The organism is Streptococcus mitis, from assembly GCF_022137125.1.
Classification (GTDB): Bacteria; Bacillota; Bacilli; order Lactobacillales; family Streptococcaceae; genus Streptococcus; species Streptococcus mitis_CE.
Genome location: NZ_JAKNEQ010000005.1, coordinates 22,497 through 38,150 on the forward strand (window position 1 = coordinate 22,497; position 15,654 = coordinate 38,150).

Genomic DNA, 15,654 nt, shown 5'->3' on the forward strand with positions numbered 1-15,654 from the left:
TTCCTCCAACTATTTCTATTTCAAAAAATCCTTACTATATTGTATCACAATCAAACACAAAAAGAAAAAGCAAATGCTAAACAAATGCTTTTAAGGTTTTAAAAAGAGTTTTCTAAAGGTTTCTTCTTTGTTTTTTAAGGAAGAGATAACGTTGATATCCAAATCGTGGTCAAAGCCAGCAATTTTTCCTTTAGACGTGTACTGGTGAATGTCGTAATCTAAATCAGTTTTAGGAGTAGCTTCGTAAAATCCTGAGTCAGAACCATAGGAAGGAATCCAAACAGAGGTAAACTTGTCTGTATCAATACTGTGTTCTTCCATGAAGTAAACCCCAACGTAGATGCCGATATTTTTTGCACCCAGTGATTCTAGTTTTGCTCGAAAGGCTTCAACACCTTCGTTCATATTAGACATGGTTTTTTCTTCCACGTCTAGCCAATAGTAACTTGGACTGTATGGAGAAGAGGCGTTATAGAATACCTCAGCAGCTTTTTCCATCTCCTGGACATTTTTTCCGGCTACATAGGCATAGACACCAACTGGGACATTTCTTTTTTGAAACTCAGTGATATGGGTTTTAAAGGCCTTATCAACACCATTAACATAGGAAGCATCGTTCTCTTTGGATGTTTGAGCACCACTATGGACGCGAACAATAGCTCCAGAAATGTTTTGGGAGAGAGTATCGTAATTAATTTCCTCAGGACGTTGCCAACCAGAAACATCAATTACCGGTTTATCTATATTATGTAGCGCTTGCGTTTCTACTTGCGCGATATTTGACTTTGTTTTTACAGGATGGTCCTCAAAACGAGGGCGATTCAGGATTAAAATGAAAATCATAATCCCAAAAAAACCAAACAAAATAAGCGGATTTATTTTCTTTCTCATATCTCATAATTTTACCTTAAAAATGAGAAAAAATCAAAAAAAATACTCAAAAAATGGGTTAATAAAGGACTTTAGAGCATTTTTTCATTCAAGAGCGCGGAATGATTTGAAATATGGTATAATAAAAGGGAATTTCTAGAGAAAAGAGAAGATTATGTCAAATTATGCCATTATTTTAGCAGCGGGTAAAGGGACTCGCATGAAATCTGATTTGCCAAAAGTGTTGCACAAGGTTGCGGGTATTTCTATGTTGGAACATGTTTTCCGTAGTGTGGGAGCTATCCAACCTGAAAAGACAGTAACAGTTGTAGGACACAAGGCGGAATTGGTTGAGCGGGTCTTGGCTGGGCAGACAGAATTTGTGACTCAATCTGAACAGTTAGGAACTGGCCATGCAGTTATGATGACAGAGCCTATCCTAGAATGTTTGTCAGGTCACACCTTGGTCATCGCAGGAGATACTCCTTTAATCACAGGTGAAAGCTTGAAAAACTTGATTGATTTCCACATCAATCATAAAAATGTGGCGACTATCTTGACTGCTGAAACTGATAATCCGTTTGGCTATGGACGAATTGTTCGTAATGACAATGCTGAGGTTCTTCGTATTGTTGAGCAAAAGGATGCTACAGATTTTGAAAAACAAATCAAGGAAATTAATACCGGAACTTACGTCTTTGACAACGAGCGTTTGTTTGAGGCTTTGAAAAATATCAATACCAACAATGCTCAAGGCGAATACTATATTACAGATGTCATTGGCATTTTCCGTGAAGCTGGTGAAAAAGTTGGCGCTTATACTTTGAAAGATTTTGATGAAAGTCTTGGGGTAAATGACCGTGTGGCTCTTGCGACTGCTGAGTCGGTTATGCGTCGCCGCATCAATCACCAACACATGGTCAATGGTGTTAGCTTTGTCAATCCAGAAGCAACTTATATCGATATTGATGTTGAGATTGCTCCTGAAGTTCAAATCGAAGCCAATGTTACCTTGAAGGGGCAAACGAAAATTGGTGCTGAGACTGTTTTGACAAATGGTACTTATGTAGTGGATAGCACTATCGGAGCAGGAGCTGTTATTACCAACTCTATGATTGAAGAAAGTAGCGTTGCTGACGGAGTGACAGTCGGTCCGTATGCCCACATTCGTCCAGGTTCAAGTCTGGGTGCCCAAGTTCATATTGGAAACTTTGTTGAGGTGAAAGGTTCTTCAATCGGTGAGAATACCAAGGCTGGTCATTTGACTTATATTGGAAACTGTGAAGTGGGTAGCAAGGTTAATTTCGGTGCAGGAACCATTACAGTCAACTATGACGGTAAAAACAAATACAAAACAGTCATTGGTAACAATGTCTTTGTTGGTTCAAATTCAACCATTATTGCCCCAGTTGAGTTGGGTGACAATTCTCTTGTTGGTGCTGGTTCAACTATTACTAAAGATGTTCCAGCAGATGCTATTGCTATTGGTCGTGGTCGTCAGGTCAATAAAGACGAATATGCAACACGTCTTCCTCACCATCCTAATAATCAGTAGGAGCTTATCATGGAATTTGAAGAAAAAACGCTTAGCCGAAAAGAAATCTATCAAGGACCAATATTTAAACTGGTCCAAGATCAGGTTGAATTACCAGAAGGCAAAGGAGTTGCCCAACGGGATTTGATTTTCCACAATGGGGCTGTCTGTGTTTTAGCTGTAACGGATGAACAAAAACTCATCTTGGTCAAGCAGTACCGCAAAGCCATCGAGGCTGTCTCTTACGAAATTCCAGCCGGAAAGTTGGAAGTAGGAGAAAATACAGACCCTGTCGCAGCAGCCCTTCGTGAATTAGAGGAAGAAACAGCCTATACAGGGAAATTAGAACTCTTGTACGATTTTTACTCAGCCATTGGCTTTTGTAATGAAAAGTTAAAACTATACCTAGCAAGCGATTTGACGAAAGTGGAAAATCCGCGTCCGCAGGATGAAGATGAAACCTTAGAAGTGCTTGAAGTGAACTTAGAAGAAGCCAAGGAATTAATCCAATCAGGTCATATCTGTGATGCCAAGACAATTATGGCTGTTCAGTATTGGGAATTGCACAAAAAATAGAGGAGGTCAGTATGGGTAAACCTTTATTAACGGATGAAATGATTGAAAGAGCTAATAGAGGCGAAAAGATTTCAGGTCCTCCTTTGCTAGATGATGAGGAGACAAAAATTTTACCAACCTCTTCTTCCCGTTTTGGTTATGCCAATCCTAAGGATCATGGTTTTAGCCAAGAAACCTTGAAGATTCAGGTCGAACCGTCTATTCATAAAAGCCGTCGCATTGAAAATACCAAGAGAAATGTCTTCAATTCTAAGTTGAATAAAATTTTATTTGCAGTCATCTTTCTTTTGATTTTGCTTGTCTTAGCAATGAAACTTTTGTAATAGAAAAGGAATTGAAATGAAAATAGGAATTATTGCGGCTATGCCTGAAGAACTGGCGTATCTGGTCCAGCATTTAGACAATGCCCAGGAGCAAGTTGTTTTGGGGAATACCTATCATACAGGCACCATTGCCTCTCATGAAGTCGTTCTTGTAGAAAGTGGAATTGGTAAGGTCATGTCTGCTATGAGTGTGGCGATTTTGGCTGATCATTTCCAAGTGGATGCTCTAATTAATACGGGATCAGCTGGGGCCGTCGCAGAAGGTATTGCTGTTGGGGATGTCGTGATTTCTGACAAATTAGCCTATCATGATGTGGATGTCACAGCTTTTGGTTATGCTTATGGACAAATGGCGCAACAACCGCTTTATTTCGAATCAGATAAAACCTTTGTTGCTAAAATTCAAGAGAGTCTATCTCAATTGGACCAGAACTGGCATCTTGGTTTGATTGCTACAGGAGATAGTTTTGTTGCAGGAAATGACAAGATAGAAGTGATTAAGTCCCATTTCCCAGAAGTTTTAGCTGTTGAGATGGAGGGGGCAGCTATTGCTCAGGCAGCGCATGCTCTTAATCTTCCAGTCTTAGTCATCCGAGCTATGAGTGACAATGCCAACCATGAAGCAAACATCTCTTTTGATGAGTTTATTATCGAAGCTGGGCGTCGCTCTGCCCAAGTCTTATTAGCCTTTTTGAAGGCCTTAAATTAAGCGAAAATTTGACAGTTTTTCTAGCTTATGATAAGATTTAAGTAAAGAAAAGCTAGAAAACGTTTCAGAGGATATTATGAGTATTGAAATGACCGTCAGTGAGATTGCAGAGGTTTTAGGATTATCTCGCCAAGCAATCAATAACCGTGTCAAAGAATTACCAGAAGAAGACACAGATAAAAATGACAAAGGGGTAACAGTCGTTACCAGAAGTGGCTTGATTAAGCTAGAAGAAATCTATAAAAAAACGATTTTTGAAGATGAGCCTGTCAGTGAAGATGTCAAGCAGCGTGAACTGATGGAGATTCTGATTGATGAGAAGAATGCAGAAATTCTTCGTCTCTATGAACAATTAAAAGCCAAGGATCGTCAGTTATCAGAAAAAGACGAGCAGATGCGTATCAAAGACCGTCAGATTGCTGAGAAAGACAAACAACTCGATCAGCAGCAACAATTGACCCTTCAAGCTATGAAGGATCAAGAAAATCTCAAGCTAGAGCTGGACCAAGCAAAAGAAGAAGTCCAATCAACTAAGAAAGGCTTTTTTGCTCGTTTATTTGGAGGATAATCAAGGAGCTGTTTAGGTTAAATGCTAACCTGATGGCTTCTTTTATTTCTAATCTAAATAGTATAGTTGCTCAAGTAATACTCAATGAAAATCAAAGAGCAAACTAGGAAGCTAGCCGCAGGCTGTACTTTAGTACGGCAAAGCGAAGCTGACGCGGTTTGAAGAGATTTTCGAAGAGTATAAAATAACAGTATAGGAGAGGTAGAAAATGGAACGATTAGAAGATTACATTGCTTTTGACTTAGAATTTAATCAGCATGAAGGACAAATACACTTGATTCAAGTATCGGCAGTGCGTTTTAGAGATGGTCAGGAAATCGATGCCTATGATTCCTATGTCCATACTAGTGTGCCTCTAAAGAATTTTATTAATGGATTGACGGGGATTACAGCTGAGACCTTAAAAGATGCTCCCCCAGTGGAGGAAGTTATAAAAGAATTCCAAGAGTTTGTGGGTTCTTTGCCGATGATAGGCTACAATGCTGTTAAAAGTGATTTACCTATTTTAGAGGACCATGGTTTAGACTACAGCCAGCAGTACAAGGTGGATCTGTATGATGAAGCTTTTGAACGTCGGAGTTCAGATTTACATGGTATTGCCAATCTCAAATTGCAAACTGTTGCCTCGTTTCTTGGATTTCAAGGTCAGTCCCATAATAGCTTAGAGGATGCTCGTATGACAGCGCGTGTTTACGAGTCCTTTCTAGAGTCAGACAAGGCTAGAGAATTGTTAGGGGCAGAAAGTAGTCTTTCAAACAATCCTTTTGGAGGCTTGGACTTGTCTCAATTATTTAACTAGGAGTGCCTATGAAACCTGAAAAACCTAAAAATCTGGGTTTTAAGCAGATATACTTTAATCTAGATAAAATACTTTTTCTATTTTTCTTGACTTTTATGATGATTGAGTTTGTCTGGTTACCAGCAAATTCTTGGATTGCTGGACTTTTGCTCCGTCAGACAGGCTATCTCTTTCTATCTTACAACAATATTTTTGCCATTATAAAAGGTTCTCCCTTTGTTAGTCTTGCTTTATTTATTCTGGTAATCGTTAATTTACTGATCGCCTATTACCAGATAGGACTTCTCTTTATCGGAGCCCGGCACCTACTCTATCATGAAAAGAGAACTTTGCTGGAGTACAGTCGTAAGGTCTTTCGACAAAGTTTCTTGTTTATGAAGCAAGCGACACTTTCCAAGATAGCCTTTATCTTCTTTTATATCATGATGCTCTTTCCATTGATTCGAAAGATTTTAAAGATTTATTACCTCAATAAAATCGTCATTCCGGACTTTATCGTTGATTATGTGGAAGACAAGTATTGGCTAGTAGGTATAGTGGTTACTATTCTTGCTTTACTTCTATTTTACATTTCAGTGCGCTTGATGTTTGCCCTACCTCAGCTTTTATTTGAGAAGAAAACAGTCAAAGAAGCAGTCAGATACAGTCTAGAGAAGACAAGAAAGCACTCTTGGTTTTATATTTGGAACTTGCTTTGGATTGTCGTCAAAACCTACATATTTTTCATTCTTTTATTGATCCCAATCTTGACAAGTCAGGCACTGATGGATGGTTTGACCCATAAGGAATCTCTTGTGATGGGAATTATTAACTTTGTCTTGATTAAGAATTTCCACTATATGGCCTTGACTTACTTTCTCATTAAGTTTGTTTCCTTCTTAACAGGAGAAGAATTAGAAATCACACCAAGGAGAAAGAAAGACCACTGGATGAGATGGGGAGTGATGGGATGTGCTGCTATCTTTTTCGCTCTTGAGGGTTATGTTTATTTAGAAGCTCCAGTTGCTAACAAACCTTTGATTATCTCTCACAGGGGAGTATCTAATAAGAATGGTGTGCAAAATACCGTCCAATCACTAGAAAAAACCGCTCAGTTATCTCCAGACTTCGTTGAGACGGATGTTCAGGAAACAAAAGATGGCCAGTTTGTCATGATGCATGATGCCAATATCAAGAATTTGACAGGAGTTAATGCCAAACCTCAGGATTTAACCTTGGAGGAATTGACCAAACTCGATATTTCAGAAAATGGTTATCATAGCAAGGTGTCTAGTTTTGATGACTATCTCAATAAAGCCAATGAATTACATCAAAAACTCCTTATTGAAATTAAAACTAGTCGAAAAGATAGCCCAGATATGATGAAACGCTTTATGGAAAAATATGGAACTGTTCTTAAGCAGAATGGTCACCAAATGCAATCCTTGGACTACCATGTGATTGACCAGGTTTTAGCCTACGATACTCAAATTCCAGTCTTTTTAATCCTACCTTATAATAGTATTTTTCCAAGAACCAAGGCCACAGGTTATACTATGGAGTATTCAACCTTGGATGAAAATTTTGTCAACAAGCTTTGGAATACCGATCAAAAATTGTACGTGTGGACCATCAATAGTTCAGAGTCCTTTGATAAATCTGTTCATTTGGGTGCAGACGGCATGATAACGGATGACTTGGAAATGATTCAAGATCAGGTTACCATTGCCCAAGAAGACCCAGAGTATACGGATTTACTGTTCAAACAGGCCATGGAATTCTTTAATTTTTAGTAAGCAAAAAGAGGAACAGTTGTTCCTCCCATGATAGGCAAGTATTCTCTTGAATGCTTGTTTTTCTTATGCTTAGAATGGCAATTTTCCAGCGAAAGCACCTAATTTTTTCTTGGTAGTTTCATCGATTTGTTCAAGAGCAGAGTTGATGGCTTGAACAGTCATATCAGAAAGAGTTTCAAGATCTTCAGGGTCAACGACAGCTGGATTGAAGTCAATGCTGACAACTTTTTTGTCACCTGTTAAGGTAGCTTGAACAAGGTCTTGAGCAGATTTGCCAACAAATTGCATAGCAGCAAGTTCTGCTTGACTTTGTTCCATTTGTTTTTGAAGTTTTTGTGCTTGGCGCATCATGTTTTGCATGTTCATCATGGTGATTTATAGTTTCCTTTTATCTTATTTTCTTTTTTATTTTATCAATTTTAACGTTAAAAGTCTAATCTTTTTCTGAGTGAATTCATCAAGTATCGATAGAAATGTAGATAGAATAAAAATATAGGATAGATATTCTAAGAGCATAAGAATATTTATCCTATATGTGTTTATGAAAAGTTGCTAGATATTTTATGAGCTAGTTTAAGAGTTTACTAACACTATTCTACTTTGTAGAAAAATCCCTCAGTACTGCCATTGATGAGTTGGTGTCCAAACCATAAGCGGTCTTGTGTAATATCAGACGAGTCAGTATAGCCATTATCTGAAGAAGAGGTGACAGACATGGTTATAGGGATTCCTGCTGGTAAAAAGGCAATAGCTGCACCACCAGCACCACCAGCTTTAGGAAGTAAACTTGCTTTAAGATAGCGGTCGGTTTCTTTAGCATATTCAATTGAAACTTTGGAATGATCACTTACCAAGCCATTTTTATCGAAAGTAAATTCAATACCTGTACCATTCCTCCAAGTTCCTATGACACTAGAAAAATCTCCATTTTGAATTGCAGAAATATCCATTCCTTTACTTTCTGATGGAAGGCTTGTTTCTCCATTTATGAGGCTTGTGACAGATTTCCAAGAGAAAGACCTTATGTCAAGGGAAGGTGGTTTTGTCCCCAGTCCCTCTTCTGTATCTGATTCGCTAACTAACTCTAACTGTGTTCTATCCTGATTCAACTTGTATAGTTTAAGTTGGATTTGATTAGTAGATACTCGGGTAGATAATTGGAAATAGCCGTTTTCTAAAGGATTAAAATGAACGCGTTCTCCAATAAAGTCCAGATTATTTTCTGCATTGGTCAGTCGAATAACTTCACCATTTTTAAGAGTTCGAATATCTAATAAATCGTAATAGTTAGAATACGTTTTTAGAGCAATCAAAAGTTCGTCCGTACCGTCTTGGTCTAAATCATACAAGCTATACTGTAATCCATAATATTCGTTAGGATAAGTATTTTTTAAGTTTGCTTTTGAATTGACCTCTGTATGTGAAGCTGGTGAACCATCTAATACTTTGGCATATTCTTTAAGGACAGTATTGTATAGGGTGTAGTCAGTTTTCTTCTCTTCCGATGTGGAAGTAGATGAACTGCTACTAGAAGTAGTTACTTCAGAACTTGCTGAGGGAGTGTTTTCACTCTGATGTTGGCAAGCTGTTAGAAGAGAGATAGTTAAAATACTGGCACTGAATAGAAATAATAATTTTTTCATGTATTTAATCTTGCAATTCTAAACCTTGGGCATCTTGGTGCCATTTGCTACCAGTTTTGGAAGTTAAAACTTGAATAGTAATTATAATATTCCAAATAGCATTTGCTAGTAAAACAACTGGCATTAAAATAGGAATGATAGCTAGCAGAGTTATTCCGATACGCTTGTATCCTTGTTTAGAATTTCCGATGTAAAAATCGTAGCCACCGAGTGCTCCTAAAAATAAGGCAAATAGGGTTGCGGCCAGTTTAGATTTATCACTCACTCCATTTGAATGTTGACTAGAGGTAGCTGGAGATGCGTTATCTATTTTTGAAACAATATACTCATCACCGTTTTGATAAAATTCTACGTAATCACCTACTTGTGGTTCAAAACCAAAACTTTTTCTTGAAATTGCAGTAAATTGGCCATTATCACCTTTTCCAACATAAACTGTTTCAGCTTCAATTTTTATAACTTTGTTCATATAATTATCTCCTTAATTTATTTCTATTTTATGTTATACCCACTCACCGTTGTAATTGACACGGTAGCCATCAGGTGTTGTCGTATTGATTGCCAATGCACCAGAGTTATAAGCATAGTACCATTTTCCAGATACCTTCATCCAGCCAGTTTTCATAGCGCCTGAGTCTTGAAGATAGTACCAGTTACCGTTATCTTTGACCCAACCAGTCTTCATAGCACCTGAACCGTCGAGATAGTACCAGCTACCGTCTTTTGCCCAGCCTGTTTGCATCCAACCAGAATAGTCAAAGCGATACCAAACACCATTGATTTTTTCCCAGCCATTAGTTTTGTAAGAGCCGTCGGCATGTTTATACCACCAGCGAGAACCAGATTGTAGCCAACTACCTGAGATATTAGAATTTGAACCTGATTGAGTTGTTGCGTTAGTATTTGAATTTGTCGAAGGATTTCCGATAGTTACCTCTTTTCTAACTTTAAAGACACGTTTTCTTGTATCAGTTAAGTCATCGTAAGGCGAACCAGCTTCTCCATACATCTCTAAAATATATGTTCCATCTGGGAATTGTTCTGAGACAAAAACATCACCTTTAAATTGATTGCTATAAAATAAAGGTTGCAAAAATTGATCACTAACATCTTCAGTTAAGCCACTAAAAATGACAGCATCGTGACTTTGGTACACAATTTTTCCGGTCGCTTTATCAATCAAAGTAATATTTCCCTTAGCAGCCTTATCACCTCCGTGTGGTAGTGGCTCTGAAAGTTTTCCTTCGAAGCTAAGTCCAAAATAATCAATTTCAACTTTTGTAATTGTTGCGTCTATTTGTTTTTCAGTACTCGTATTCTCGCTAGCTGATACTTGATTAGCTGTGATGACTCCAGTGCCAAGAAGTGATAGAGCTGATATAGTTGCAAGTGTGAATTTTTTAGTTTGTTTGTGCATTCATTTAATACTCCCTATTTTTATTTGTTGTAAAGTAATCAGTTTGTCCTAAAATCTAGACTTTTTTGGACAAACTTGATAGAATGGTAGTGTAATAATAATCGGTCAAAATACTGGATTTTAGAACCTTTTTTCTAACGAAAATGGTTCTAAAATAAAGTGTATTTCCTGTCCAAAAAATCCTAGGTTTTTTGACAGGAACTATGAATTTTTTATCCAATTATGAAAGGTGCTTTTTGATACTCCTAAGATGTCTGCACCTTCTCGTAATGTTATTTCTTTTTTCGTATATTGAGCTATTACATCAGGAAGATTATCCGGGGCAAGCAATTTTGGTCTACCGAATTTTTTCCCTTTTTTCTTTGCTTCTCGTATTCCTTCCATTTGTCTTTGTTTGATTTGTTCTCTTTCAAACTGTGCCACATAAGATAGAACTTGCAAAACGATGTCAGATATTAGTTTTCCTGTGATATTGTCATCGCTATTCTTTGTGTTTAATAAGGGGAAATCTAAAACAGTTATATTTACTTTCTTTTTCTTAGTAATTGATTGCCATTGTTCTAAAATTTCATCATAGTTTCTTCCCAATCTATCAATTGATTTAATAACTAATTCATCATTCTCCTTCAAGGTAGTTAATAATTTTTGATATTCTATTCTGTCAAAATCCTTTCCTGAAACATAATCAATAAAAATATTTTCTTTTGCTAATTTATTTTCTACCAAGGCTGAAAATTGTCTATCGATATTTTGTTCTCTTGTAGATACTCGAACATAACCGTAACGCATAAGGCTACCACCTATCTTTTTATCTCTATTTTAGACGAAAAGAAAACTACCGCCCATAATGAGTGGTAGTTTGGTGTACTCTTTGCTACTGTATTTTTTTGCCAAGATTTTGCCTTGGATGCGTGAATAGAAGTGTTGGATAAAAAATCTTAAGGGCTTAAAATCCTTTTAAACCAACCTTTTTGATGTTTACAAAAATTAAAAACAGTATGTTCAATTTTTGCATGTTCATTATGGTGATTTTCAGTTTCCTTTTATCTTATTTTCTTTTTTATTTTATCAATTTTGGGGTTAAAAGTCTAATCTTTTTCAGAGTGAATCTAAGAATTGTGCTTAGCAGTGGAAAATAAAAGTAGACTTCCTGCGAAACAAAATATGATACAATAAAACTATGAATTATGAAGTAAGTAAACAATTTTTGGCATTCACGAAAGCAACTTAATCCGTCGGAGTCAATGGGTTGAAGCAACTCTTATTCAAACTGGCTTTACGATTTCAAAAACTCATCTTAGTGCTGAGGATACGGTGATTGTGGATGCAACAGAGCTAAAAATCAATCGTCCTAAAAAATCAACTAGCGAATTATTCTGGTAAAAAGAAATGTCATGCTATGAAGGCTCAGGCGATTGTCACAAGCCAAGGGAGAATTGTTTCTTTGGATATTGCAGTGAACTATTGCCACTATATGAAGTTATTCAAAATGAGTCGCAGAAATATCGGACAAGCTGGTAAAATCTTGGCAGACAGTGGTTATCAAGGGATCATGAAGATGTATTCACAAGCGTAAATTCCGAGGAAATCAAGCAAACTTAAGCCACTAACTCTTGAAGATAAATCCTATAATCATGTGCTATCTAAAGAGAGAATCAAGGTTGAGAATATTTTGGTCAAAGTAAAAACGTTTAAAATGTTTTCAACAACCTAACGAAATCGACGTAAACGATTTGGATTACGAATGAATTTGATTGCTGGAATTATCAACTGTGAACTAGAATTCTAGTTTCGCAGGAAGTCTAATAAAAAAACTTTGTACTCTAGCAACCATTGTGTGGCTATCGAGATTGCAAAGTTTTTTTTGAGGTTGGAACATGAAAACAGCAGTTGATTTGAAGAAACAAAAAAGAACAGCCGAAGCTGTCTTTTTATCATTATTTGAGACCGTATTTTTTGTTGAAACGATCCACGCGTCCATCTGCTTGAGTGAACTTTTGACGTCCAGTGTAGAATGGGTGTGAGTCTGATGAAATTTCCACACGGATCAATGGGTAAGTTTCGCCTTCGAACTCAACTGTTTCGTTAGAGCGTTTTGCTGAACCGCTAAGGAATTGGTAACCAGTAGTTGTGTCCATGAAGACAACTGGGCGATATTCTGGATGGATATCTTTTTTCATTTTGCAATATTTCCTTTCTGCCATGGTCTCTTTGCGAGCCATAGATTGTTACCATACTAGTCTATCAGATTCTAAAAAGTTTGGCAAGTATTTTATCAGTTTTTAAGCAAGTTTTTTAACTTTTGGTAGATGATTTCGTTTTCTTCTAAACTATAGGAATTAGCACCGCTTGCTAGAGGGTGGCCTCCACCATCATGTTCTTTGGCAATTTCATTGATAGGATGGATTTTACTGCGTAAGCGAACACGGTAGTGGCCATCAGCCTGCTCTACAAAAATTCCCCAGAGACTCACACTGTCAATGCGTCCAGGAGCTCCCACAATAGCCGCAGTTTCAGCATCGGTAACATTGTATTGTTTCAAGACTTCTTGACTCAGGATAACGCGCGCTGCACCATTTTCATCCACTTCCAGATGGTCGTAGATGTAGCCTTGAAGTTTTGCAATTTTGTAGCTCATAGTGTCCATTTTGCGGGTGAGAGCCGCAAAGTCAAAGTTATGTTCTCTCAAATAAGCAGCAAGGCGAAGAGTCCGTGCAGTCGTAGAAGGATAAAGGAAGCGACCTGTATCACCAACAATTCCTGCAAAGAGCAACTCAGCAGCGCGATCTGACAAGGCCAGTTGAGTTGTTTCTGCAAATAAGGTAATCATCTCGCTAGCGCTGCTTGAACTAGTATCCACCCAATATAGGTCACCATATACATCATCATTTGGATGGTGGTCAATCTTAATGAGAAAATCACCTTGACTATAGCGTTTATCATCGATACGAGCAGTATTCGCCGTATCACAGACGATGACAAGGGCACCTCGGTAGGCACTATCTTCAACAAGATCCATTTCAGCCATCCAAGTAAGAGTTGGTTCATCAAAACCAACGGCCTTGATGGTTTTTTCTGGGAAATGATGTTTGAGAAGAGCTTTCAATCCCACCTGACTTCCCAAGGCATCAGGGTCTGGTTTCATATGACGGTGAATGATAATCGTGTCGTATTCTTTAATTTTTTCTAAAATTTGATGGTAAATGTCCATAAATAACCTCAATTCTTTCTCATTTCATTGTAGCACAAGAATTTTTATTTTTAAAATGAAAAAGATGTGATATAATGGAGAAAGATAAATTGAGGAGGACGATATGGCATTAGCAAAAATTGTATTTGCCAGTATGACCGGTAATACCGAAGAAATTGCAGATATTGTAGCAGACAAATTACGTGACTTGGGCTTGGATGTCGATGTTGATGAATGTACAACTGTTGACGCTTCAGACTTCTTGGAAGCAGACATCGCTATCGTTGCGACCTATACTTATGGTGATGGTGAATTGCCAGATGAGATGATGGACTTCTACGAAGACCTAGCAGATCTCAACTTGAATGGCAAAATCTACGGAGTGGTCGGCTCAGGAGATACCTTCTACGATGAATTCTGTAAGGCTGTCGATGACTTTGACCGTGTTTTTGTAGCGACAGGAGCAGAAAAAGGTTCAGAGTGTGTCAAAGTTGATCTCTCTGCTGAGGAAGAAGACATTGAACGCTTGGAACAATTCGCAGAAGAATTGGCTGCTAAAGTAGGATAAGCATAAACGTGCACTGATGGAATCAATCAGTGCATTTTTCTTATCGAGAGTTGGGATTTTACTAGCCTATTTGGTGGCTTTTTGATACAATAATTCAAATAAAGGAGGAGACTGTATGGATTTAGATATTATTCGTCAAGAAATTGATCAAATCGACGACCAAATTGTCAAACTGTTAGAAGCACGTATGCACTTAGTTGAAGGGGTTGTTGCTTATAAGAAGGCTTCAGGGAAACCGATTTTAGATACCAAGAGAGAAGCTGTTATTTTTGAAAAGGTTAGGAGTCGTGTAGGAGACAAGCGCTATCAGGAGACTATTGTAGCGACTTTTTCGGACATACTCAAACGTTCGCGTGATTATCAGGATCAAAACATCAAATGAAAAAAGAACAATTTTATTCACTAGGAATTTTTCTAGCTGCCATGGTGGGAGGATTGGTTCGCTACCTGGTTTCTACTTGGTTACCAGCCAGTCCAGACTTTCCTTGGGGGACTCTCTTTGTCAACTATCTGGGAATTTTCTGCCTGGTTTATCTTGTCAAGGGTTATCTGGTTTATAAGGGTACTAGTAAGGGATTGGTTTTAGCGCTAGGGACGGGTTTTTGCGGAGGTTTAACAACCTTTTCTAGTCTCATGCTTGATGCTGTGAAACTGCTTGATACAGGGCGTTATCTTAGTTTAGTCCTGTATTTGCTTTTGAGCATCGGTGGCGGACTGCTTTTAGCTTACTATTTAGGGAGGAAAAAATGGTAATCGTCTATCTTGCAATTGCTTGTGGTTTCGGAGCTTTAGTGCGCTATTTCTTTTCCCGCTATAATCAAGCATCTAAATTGCCCCTCGGAACGCTCATAGCCAATCTTTTAGGTTGTTTTTTAATTGGATTATTCTACAATCATGTGGAGTCTAAGGAAGTCTATGCTATTCTAGCAACAGGATTTTGTGGTGGTTTAACGACTTTTTCGACCTTTAATGATGAACTCCAAAGACTGTTAAGTGATAAGAAGGTATTTTATTCTTATTTATCTTTGACCTACCTAGGTGGTTTGATTGCGATTTTTTTAGGAATTCTGCTATAAATTTCTTTACTTTTTTGTGGAAATTTGGTAAACTGTATCTTGTGTGTAATGGACGCACAAAAATACAGTTTATCCGCTGAGGAAGGTTCCTCAAGATTGACAAAGATAGGAGAATAAAATGAATCCATTAATCCAAAGCTTGACTGAAGGTCAACTTCGTACTGATATCCCATCATTCCGTCCTGGTGACACTGTTCGTGTACACGCGAAAGTTGTCGAAGGTAACCGTGAACGTATCCAGATTTTTGAAGGTGTTGTTATCGCACGTAAAGGTGCTGGCATCTCAGAAAACTACACAGTTCGTAAAATCTCTAACGGTGTAGGTGTTGAGCGTATCTTCCCAATCCACACTCCACGTGTTGAAAAAATCGAAGTTGTACGTTACGGTAAAGTACGTCGTGCGAAATTGTACTACTTGCGTGCTCTTCAAGGTAAAGCGGCTCGTATCAAAGAAATCCGTCGTTAATTCGACTAAAAAACTCTGCTTCTTCAGCAGAGTTTTTATCTAGCTCCCTTAGTTCAATGGATATAACAACTCCCTCCTAAGGAGTAGTTGCTGGTTCGATTCCGGCAGGGGGCATTAATTAGACATTAAAAACCGCTCAA

Annotated in this window: 20 protein-coding genes, 1 tRNA gene and 1 pseudogene; 14 read left to right on the top strand and 8 right to left on the bottom strand. The window is 37.9% G+C overall.

Annotated elements, in window-relative coordinates; genetic code table 11:
• Positions 1-90: 90 nt before the first annotated feature.
• Positions 91-891, bottom strand: coding sequence for a glycoside hydrolase family 25 protein (locus tag L0P31_RS05525; protein ID WP_078238386.1), 801 nt, complete (start codon positions 889-891; stop codon positions 91-93).
• Positions 892-1,045: 154 nt separating this feature from the next.
• Here L0P31_RS05525 and glmU point away from each other — a divergent pair, with 154 nt between their 5' ends.
• The 7 genes from glmU (at position 1,046) to L0P31_RS05560 (ending at position 7,151) form a co-directional block, all read left to right on the top strand.
• Positions 1,046-2,425, top strand: coding sequence for a bifunctional UDP-N-acetylglucosamine diphosphorylase/glucosamine-1-phosphate N-acetyltransferase GlmU (gene glmU / locus L0P31_RS05530; protein ID WP_125454426.1), 1,380 nt, complete (start codon positions 1,046-1,048; stop codon positions 2,423-2,425).
• Between the two features lie 9 nt (positions 2,426-2,434).
• On the top strand, positions 2,435-2,980 hold the full coding sequence (locus tag L0P31_RS05535; protein ID WP_238096118.1) for an NUDIX hydrolase: 546 nt from the start codon (positions 2,435-2,437) through the stop codon (positions 2,978-2,980).
• 11 nt (positions 2,981-2,991) lie between these two features.
• A complete protein-coding gene (gene macP / locus L0P31_RS05540) occupies positions 2,992-3,303 on the top strand; it encodes a cell wall synthase accessory phosphoprotein MacP (protein WP_000517861.1) in 312 nt (103 codons plus the stop codon).
• 16 nt (positions 3,304-3,319) lie between these two features.
• A complete protein-coding gene (locus L0P31_RS05545; protein ID WP_238096120.1) occupies positions 3,320-4,012 on the top strand; it encodes a 5'-methylthioadenosine/adenosylhomocysteine nucleosidase in 693 nt (230 codons plus the stop codon).
• A gap of 76 nt (positions 4,013-4,088) precedes the next feature.
• Positions 4,089-4,580 carry a chromosome segregation protein RocS gene (gene rocS / locus L0P31_RS05550; protein WP_238096122.1) on the top strand — a complete coding sequence of 164 codons (492 nt, stop codon included), beginning with the start codon at positions 4,089-4,091 and terminating at the stop codon, positions 4,578-4,580.
• A gap of 208 nt (positions 4,581-4,788) precedes the next feature.
• The gene (locus L0P31_RS05555) at positions 4,789-5,379 is read left to right on the top strand and encodes a 3'-5' exonuclease (protein WP_238096124.1); all 591 of its coding nucleotides are present in this window, start codon (positions 4,789-4,791) and stop codon (positions 5,377-5,379) included.
• An 8-nt stretch (positions 5,380-5,387) separates the two neighbouring features.
• Positions 5,388-7,151 carry a glycerophosphoryl diester phosphodiesterase membrane domain-containing protein gene (locus L0P31_RS05560; RefSeq protein ID WP_238096126.1) on the top strand — a complete coding sequence of 588 codons (1,764 nt, stop codon included), beginning with the start codon at positions 5,388-5,390 and terminating at the stop codon, positions 7,149-7,151.
• Between the two features lie 72 nt (positions 7,152-7,223).
• Here the strand turns inward: L0P31_RS05560 and L0P31_RS05565 are convergent, their stop codons facing one another.
• From L0P31_RS05565 to L0P31_RS05585, 5 genes are all read right to left on the bottom strand, one after another.
• Positions 7,224-7,523, bottom strand: coding sequence for a YbaB/EbfC family nucleoid-associated protein (locus L0P31_RS05565; RefSeq protein ID WP_000981526.1), 300 nt, complete (start codon positions 7,521-7,523; stop codon positions 7,224-7,226).
• Between the two features lie 221 nt (positions 7,524-7,744).
• Positions 7,745-8,797: a DUF6287 domain-containing protein gene (locus L0P31_RS05570; protein WP_049500389.1), complete on the bottom strand. Its 1,053-nt coding sequence runs from the start codon at positions 8,795-8,797 to the stop codon at positions 7,745-7,747.
• A gap of 4 nt (positions 8,798-8,801) precedes the next feature.
• Positions 8,802-9,266: a TM2 domain-containing protein gene (locus tag L0P31_RS05575; RefSeq protein ID WP_238096129.1), complete on the bottom strand. Its 465-nt coding sequence runs from the start codon at positions 9,264-9,266 to the stop codon at positions 8,802-8,804.
• Positions 9,267-9,299: 33 nt separating this feature from the next.
• Positions 9,300-10,178 carry an N-acetylmuramoyl-L-alanine amidase family protein gene (locus tag L0P31_RS09455; protein WP_406696010.1) on the bottom strand — a complete coding sequence of 293 codons (879 nt, stop codon included), beginning with the start codon at positions 10,176-10,178 and terminating at the stop codon, positions 9,300-9,302.
• A gap of 237 nt (positions 10,179-10,415) precedes the next feature.
• On the bottom strand, positions 10,416-11,003 hold the full coding sequence (locus tag L0P31_RS05585; protein ID WP_004256625.1) for a recombinase family protein: 588 nt from the start codon (positions 11,001-11,003) through the stop codon (positions 10,416-10,418).
• A 417-nt stretch (positions 11,004-11,420) separates the two neighbouring features.
• Here L0P31_RS05585 and L0P31_RS05590 point away from each other — a divergent pair.
• Positions 11,421-12,003 (top strand): annotated as a pseudogene (locus L0P31_RS05590) (transposase family protein); the annotation flags it as partial.
• Positions 12,004-12,151: 148 nt separating this feature from the next.
• On the opposite strand, the gene L0P31_RS05595 reads toward L0P31_RS05590, so the two are convergent.
• The gene (locus L0P31_RS05595; protein ID WP_054363520.1) at positions 12,152-12,394 is read right to left on the bottom strand and encodes a type B 50S ribosomal protein L31; all 243 of its coding nucleotides are present in this window, start codon (positions 12,392-12,394) and stop codon (positions 12,152-12,154) included.
• Between the two features lie 95 nt (positions 12,395-12,489).
• The gene (locus L0P31_RS05600) at positions 12,490-13,425 is read right to left on the bottom strand and encodes a DHH family phosphoesterase (RefSeq protein WP_238096130.1); all 936 of its coding nucleotides are present in this window, start codon (positions 13,423-13,425) and stop codon (positions 12,490-12,492) included.
• A 103-nt stretch (positions 13,426-13,528) separates the two neighbouring features.
• Here L0P31_RS05600 and L0P31_RS05605 point away from each other — a divergent pair, with 103 nt between their 5' ends.
• The 6 genes from L0P31_RS05605 to L0P31_RS05630 all read left to right on the top strand — a co-directional run bounded on the left by L0P31_RS05605 (position 13,529) and on the right by L0P31_RS05630 (position 15,628).
• Entirely contained in the window at positions 13,529-13,972 is a 444-nt protein-coding gene (locus L0P31_RS05605; protein WP_001162125.1) for a flavodoxin, read from the top strand.
• Positions 13,973-14,087: 115 nt separating this feature from the next.
• On the top strand, positions 14,088-14,354 hold the full coding sequence (locus tag L0P31_RS05610) for a chorismate mutase (protein ID WP_238096131.1): 267 nt from the start codon (positions 14,088-14,090) through the stop codon (positions 14,352-14,354).
• The gene (crcB, locus tag L0P31_RS05615) at positions 14,351-14,725 is read left to right on the top strand and encodes a fluoride efflux transporter CrcB (protein ID WP_238096133.1); all 375 of its coding nucleotides are present in this window, start codon (positions 14,351-14,353) and stop codon (positions 14,723-14,725) included. The genes L0P31_RS05610 and crcB (L0P31_RS05615) overlap by 4 nt, the downstream gene beginning before the upstream one ends.
• On the top strand, positions 14,719-15,048 hold the full coding sequence (crcB, locus tag L0P31_RS05620) for a fluoride efflux transporter CrcB (RefSeq protein WP_049500397.1): 330 nt from the start codon (positions 14,719-14,721) through the stop codon (positions 15,046-15,048). The genes crcB (L0P31_RS05615) and crcB (L0P31_RS05620) overlap by 7 nt, the downstream gene beginning before the upstream one ends.
• A gap of 118 nt (positions 15,049-15,166) precedes the next feature.
• A complete protein-coding gene (gene rplS, locus L0P31_RS05625) occupies positions 15,167-15,514 on the top strand; it encodes a 50S ribosomal protein L19 (RefSeq protein ID WP_001068669.1) in 348 nt (115 codons plus the stop codon).
• Between the two features lie 42 nt (positions 15,515-15,556).
• Positions 15,557-15,628 (top strand) — tRNA-Arg (locus tag L0P31_RS05630).
• Positions 15,629-15,654 lie beyond the last annotated feature (26 nt).

Bases quoted from the DNA above. Each gene is read 5' to 3' on its own strand.
- L0P31_RS05535 (WP_238096118.1), top strand. From the start codon at position 2,435: ATGGAATTTGAAGAAAAAACGCTTAGCCGAAAAGAAATCTATCAAGGA.
- glmU (WP_125454426.1), top strand. From the start codon at position 1,046: ATGTCAAATTATGCCATTATTTTAGCAGCGGGTAAAGGGACTCGCATG.
- L0P31_RS05600 (WP_238096130.1), bottom strand. From the start codon at position 13,425: ATGGACATTTACCATCAAATTTTAGAAAAAATTAAAGAATACGACACG.
- L0P31_RS05585 (WP_004256625.1), bottom strand. From the start codon at position 11,003: ATGCGTTACGGTTATGTTCGAGTATCTACAAGAGAACAAAATATCGAT.
- L0P31_RS05555 (WP_238096124.1), top strand. From the start codon at position 4,789: ATGGAACGATTAGAAGATTACATTGCTTTTGACTTAGAATTTAATCAG.
- rocS (WP_238096122.1), top strand. From the start codon at position 4,089: ATGAGTATTGAAATGACCGTCAGTGAGATTGCAGAGGTTTTAGGATTA.
- L0P31_RS05565 (WP_000981526.1), bottom strand. From the start codon at position 7,523: ATGATGAACATGCAAAACATGATGCGCCAAGCACAAAAACTTCAAAAA.
- L0P31_RS05610 (WP_238096131.1), top strand. From the start codon at position 14,088: ATGGATTTAGATATTATTCGTCAAGAAATTGATCAAATCGACGACCAA.
- macP (WP_000517861.1), top strand. From the start codon at position 2,992: ATGGGTAAACCTTTATTAACGGATGAAATGATTGAAAGAGCTAATAGA.
- L0P31_RS05595 (WP_054363520.1), bottom strand. From the start codon at position 12,394: ATGAAAAAAGATATCCATCCAGAATATCGCCCAGTTGTCTTCATGGAC.
- L0P31_RS05545 (WP_238096120.1), top strand. From the start codon at position 3,320: ATGAAAATAGGAATTATTGCGGCTATGCCTGAAGAACTGGCGTATCTG.
- L0P31_RS05605 (WP_001162125.1), top strand. From the start codon at position 13,529: ATGGCATTAGCAAAAATTGTATTTGCCAGTATGACCGGTAATACCGAA.
- crcB (WP_049500397.1), top strand. From the start codon at position 14,719: ATGGTAATCGTCTATCTTGCAATTGCTTGTGGTTTCGGAGCTTTAGTG.
- L0P31_RS05575 (WP_238096129.1), bottom strand. From the start codon at position 9,266: ATGAACAAAGTTATAAAAATTGAAGCTGAAACAGTTTATGTTGGAAAA.
- L0P31_RS05560 (WP_238096126.1), top strand. From the start codon at position 5,388: ATGAAACCTGAAAAACCTAAAAATCTGGGTTTTAAGCAGATATACTTT.
- rplS (WP_001068669.1), top strand. From the start codon at position 15,167: ATGAATCCATTAATCCAAAGCTTGACTGAAGGTCAACTTCGTACTGAT.
- L0P31_RS05570 (WP_049500389.1), bottom strand. From the start codon at position 8,797: ATGAAAAAATTATTATTTCTATTCAGTGCCAGTATTTTAACTATCTCT.
- crcB (WP_238096133.1), top strand. From the start codon at position 14,351: ATGAAAAAAGAACAATTTTATTCACTAGGAATTTTTCTAGCTGCCATG.
- L0P31_RS05525 (WP_078238386.1), bottom strand. From the start codon at position 891: ATGAGAAAGAAAATAAATCCGCTTATTTTGTTTGGTTTTTTTGGGATT.